General features: G+C 69.3%; 6 protein-coding genes. All 6 read right to left on the bottom strand.

Translation table 11 applies throughout. The features are described from left to right. Positions 1–667 (bottom strand): mitochondrial fission ELM1 family protein (locus tag B2U11_RS04845; RefSeq protein WP_292070306.1); only part of this gene is annotated, 667 nt, incomplete at its 3' end. A gap of 41 nt (positions 668–708) precedes the next feature. Continuing rightward, complete coding sequence (greA, locus tag B2U11_RS04840) at positions 709–1,182, bottom strand: transcription elongation factor GreA (RefSeq protein ID WP_292070305.1); 474 nt, start codon at positions 1,180–1,182, stop codon at positions 709–711. A 142-nt stretch (positions 1,183–1,324) separates the two neighbouring features. Then, positions 1,325–1,519 carry a hypothetical protein gene (locus B2U11_RS04835; RefSeq protein WP_292070304.1) on the bottom strand — a complete coding sequence of 65 codons (195 nt, stop codon included), beginning with the start codon at positions 1,517–1,519 and terminating at the stop codon, positions 1,325–1,327. Positions 1,520–1,562: 43 nt separating this feature from the next. Continuing rightward, positions 1,563–2,228, bottom strand: coding sequence for a glutathione S-transferase family protein (locus B2U11_RS04830; RefSeq protein WP_292070303.1), 666 nt, complete (start codon positions 2,226–2,228; stop codon positions 1,563–1,565). 66 nt (positions 2,229–2,294) lie between these two features. Beyond that, positions 2,295–2,504: a cysteine protease gene (locus B2U11_RS04825; RefSeq protein ID WP_292070302.1), complete on the bottom strand. Its 210-nt coding sequence runs from the start codon at positions 2,502–2,504 to the stop codon at positions 2,295–2,297. A gap of 154 nt (positions 2,505–2,658) precedes the next feature. Then, positions 2,659–3,510, bottom strand: an 852-nt coding sequence (locus tag B2U11_RS04820; protein WP_292070301.1) for a M20 metallopeptidase family protein, incomplete at its 5' end; no start/stop codon positions are given.

Raw genomic sequence — 3,510 nt, 5'->3', positions numbered from 1 at the left:
CCCACATCCAGCCTGGGAGCGAGGACAGCCGCGCCGTCATCGCCGCCTGGGCCGCCTGGGGCGTGCGGCGAGAAAAGGTCAGCAGCAGCGCCCCGCCGACGGCCTCCACCGCACGGGCGATGTCGTCGGCAAGCCGCGCGGCGTGGGCTTCAGGCAGGTCGAAGGCCTTGGATCGACCGCCCACCAGAACGGCCACGCGCGGATGCGGCAAGGCCGCCAGTCGGTCCGCGAAGACAGGCGCCGCCTCGGCCAGCCGCGCGGGCGTGATGCGGTGCGGCGAGCCGGTGATCTCGAAGACATTGTCGCCGGACAGACCGTCGTGCGCCGGCGCCACCACCATGTCGAAGCGGTCGGTCGCCCAGCGCGGATCCTGGGTCTGGACCACGAAGGTCCGCCCCCCGCTCCAACCCTTGGCGCGAACGGATAGCGGCAGGGTCGCCCGGCCCGTGGCGATCCACAGGTCCGGCCAGGGGGACGCCAGGGCGCCAGATGACGGGTCCAGCATCGCCGGCGTCTTCAGCGCCGACGGCAGACGATCAAACATCGCCCGCCAGCGGACACGTTTCACGGCGATGTCGGCGGGGGTCAGCCGCTGCACGGCCTCGGCGAGGCCCAGCGCCTGGTTCTCGATCCCCGCGCGGCCGTCGGAAACGACCCAGATGCGCAAGGGGCCGGTCGAATGGGGACGAGAAGCCGTCCCCACCGGATTTACTTCCACTCGACCTTGAGGATTTCGTAGGCCTTGACGCCGCCGGGGGTGTTCACCTCGACCACGTCGCCGACTTCCTTGGAGATCAGCGCGCGCGCGATCGGCGAGGCGATGGAGATCTTGCCCTGCTTCACGTCGGCTTCATGTTCGCCGACGATCTGGTAGCGGCTCTCTTCCTCGGTGTCCTCGTCCACGACGGTGACTGTGGCGCCGAACTTGACCTGGTCGCCAGACAGTTTGGAGACGTCGATCACCTGAGCGCGGCTGAGCTTATCCTCGATCTCGGCGATCTGGCCTTCGATCCAGCCCTGGCGCTCCTTGGCGGCGTGATATTCGGCGTTTTCGGACAGGTCGCCGTGTTCGCGCGCCTCCGAAATGGCCGAGATGACGCTCGGCCGCTCGACCGACTTCAATTGCTTCAGTTGATCGTCGAGGACACGGTAGCCCTCGGCCGTCATCGGCACTTTTTCCATTGGTGTCGTGATTTTCTGGTTTCGCCCGGAGACAGGGAATGGGTAAGCGACAATAGAAAAGGCCGCGGGGCGGGCGCGGCCGGGCAGATAAGCTAGGGCGCCGTTGGGCGAAACTCAAGAGCTTCGCCCAAATCCGGCCGCATCAGGCGCGAGAAGCGGGCGTGCCGCCGCGATGGCGCACGCGCTTGATCAGGCTGTAGGCCAGCCAGCCCAGGGCGGCGAGGCCAAGCCCCATGAAGAGGGCAGACGCCACGGCGGCGCCGGCGGCCATGAAGGCGAGGACGAAGGCCACGGCCGCAAGAAGGCCGGCCACGATCTGGACGGTATGGAGTTTCATGCCTCGTTAACGCCTCGGCTGCGTCGGGGTTGCCTGGGGCGGATCACGCGTAGGTGTAGGCCCCGCCCCGTTCCAGCGCGCGCCGATAGGCCGGGCGTGCATGGATGCGCTCCAGAAAACCCCTCAGATTGGGTTTGGAAGCGGCGTCGAAGGCCCGGTCCGCGCCCGCCTCCACCGGAAAACTCATCATGATGTCGGCGGCGGTGAATTCATCCCCCGCGAACCACGTCCCGCGCCCCAGTTCGGCCTCCCAATAGTCGACGTGGGCCCGTGTCTGGGGATCGACGAAGCTGGTCTGGGCCTTGGCGGCGATGCTCTTGACCAGCGGCTTCATCAGGGCCGGGCTGCGGCGGGGCAACATGGTGAAGACCAGCTTGAGCAGCAGCGGCGGCATGGCCGACCCCTCGGCGTAATGCAGCCAGTAGGTGAAGCGGCGGCCCGCCTCGGTTCCCGACGGCGGGCGCAGCCGGCCCGCGCCATAGGCGCCCAGCAGATATTCGACGATGGCGCCTGTCTCGGCCACGGTGACGTCGCCGTCCTGGATGACCGGCGACTTGCCCAGAGGATGGATCGCCTTCAACTCGGGCGGCGCCAGACGGGTCCGGGGATCGCGCTCGTAACGTTTGACCTCGTAGTCGAGGCCCAGCTCCTCCAGCAGCCACAGGACGCGCTGGGACCGGCTGTCGGCGAGGTGGTGGACGATGATCATGGCCGTGCTCCGCTTCGCCATCCGCTATAGCCCGGCTGGGCGCGACGCCCTACCCCGGATCGGCGTTCAGCGGGGGCGCCGGCCGCTCCAGCGGGCGCGCGGAGCGCGGCGCGGCTGTTGCGGCTGAGGCCGCCCACTCTCTCGCCGGCTGCGCCAGACTTCGTAGGCCAGGGTCGCCAGCGCCAGCTTGCCGGCGTGACGGCCCGCCATCCGGCGGCCGCCCTTGGACAACAGCAGCCCGCCGACCAGGGGAACCAGCTTGTGCATGCGGATCATGGGAATCGCTCCTTCCCGCCATCAACGCGCCAGCGTCGCCGTCGTTCGTCGGTGCGACCATCGGACAGGACCACCCCGCCTCAGGCGCGGGGGGCCAGCGCCTCCACCGCCGTGACGGTCGCTTCCACGCCCGAGCGGACGGCCGGCTCCGGCTCTATGCGGAACAGGGGGAGTGGTGGCTGGGCGCGGTCTCGACCTGACCGGCCGGCGTGCCGCCCACCGCGAAATAGACGCCCTTCACCCCTGTTTCAGGCGTGATGAAGTAGGAGAAATCCTCGGCCCCCATGCCCTCGCGCGGCTTGTCCACGACCCGATCGGCGCCCAGCCCGGCGACCAGGGCGTCGCGCACCCGCTGGGCCGAGGCGGCGTCGTTGACGGTCGGCGGCGTGGTCTCCACCGTGGAGCGCGTGACCGTCGGCAACTTGTCCTCGGGCACGCCCAGGGCCAGGGCCGTGCCGCGCGCCACTCGGTCGATGCCGTCCAGGAGCTGCGTCCGCACCTCGGGATCGTCGGACCGGACCGTCAGTTGCAGGTCCACCGCCTCGGGGATGATGTTGTGCTTTATCCCGCCGTGGATCGAACCGACGGTGATCACCGCGCCCTGCAGCGGATCGACCGTTCGGCTGACCACGCTCTGCAGCGAGACGACGATCTGCGAGGCGATCAGGACCGGGTCGATCCCCTTGTGCGGACTGGCCCCGTGCGCGCCGACCCCCTGGACGCGGATATCCACGCTGTCCGAACTGGAATAGGCCGCGCCCAGCGGAACCACGACCTTGCCGGCTTCAAGCCCCGACGAGACGTGGAAGGCCAGGGCGTAGTCCGGCTTGGGGAAACGCTCGTACAGACCGTCCTGCATCATGGTGCGCGCGCCGAAGATGCGCTCCTCGGCTGGCTGCCCGACCAGGACCAGCGTCCCGGACCAGTGGTCGCGACGCGCGGCTAGCTGGCGCGCCGTGCCGATCAGGGCGGTGACGTGGACGTCGTGGCCGCAGGCGTGCATGAC

Source organism: Brevundimonas sp. UBA7534, from assembly GCF_002479325.1.
In the GTDB taxonomy this organism is placed as follows: domain Bacteria; phylum Pseudomonadota; class Alphaproteobacteria; order Caulobacterales; family Caulobacteraceae; genus Brevundimonas.
The sequence above is the reverse complement of the archived record's forward strand: the minus strand, read 5'-3'. Positions and strand labels throughout refer to the sequence as shown.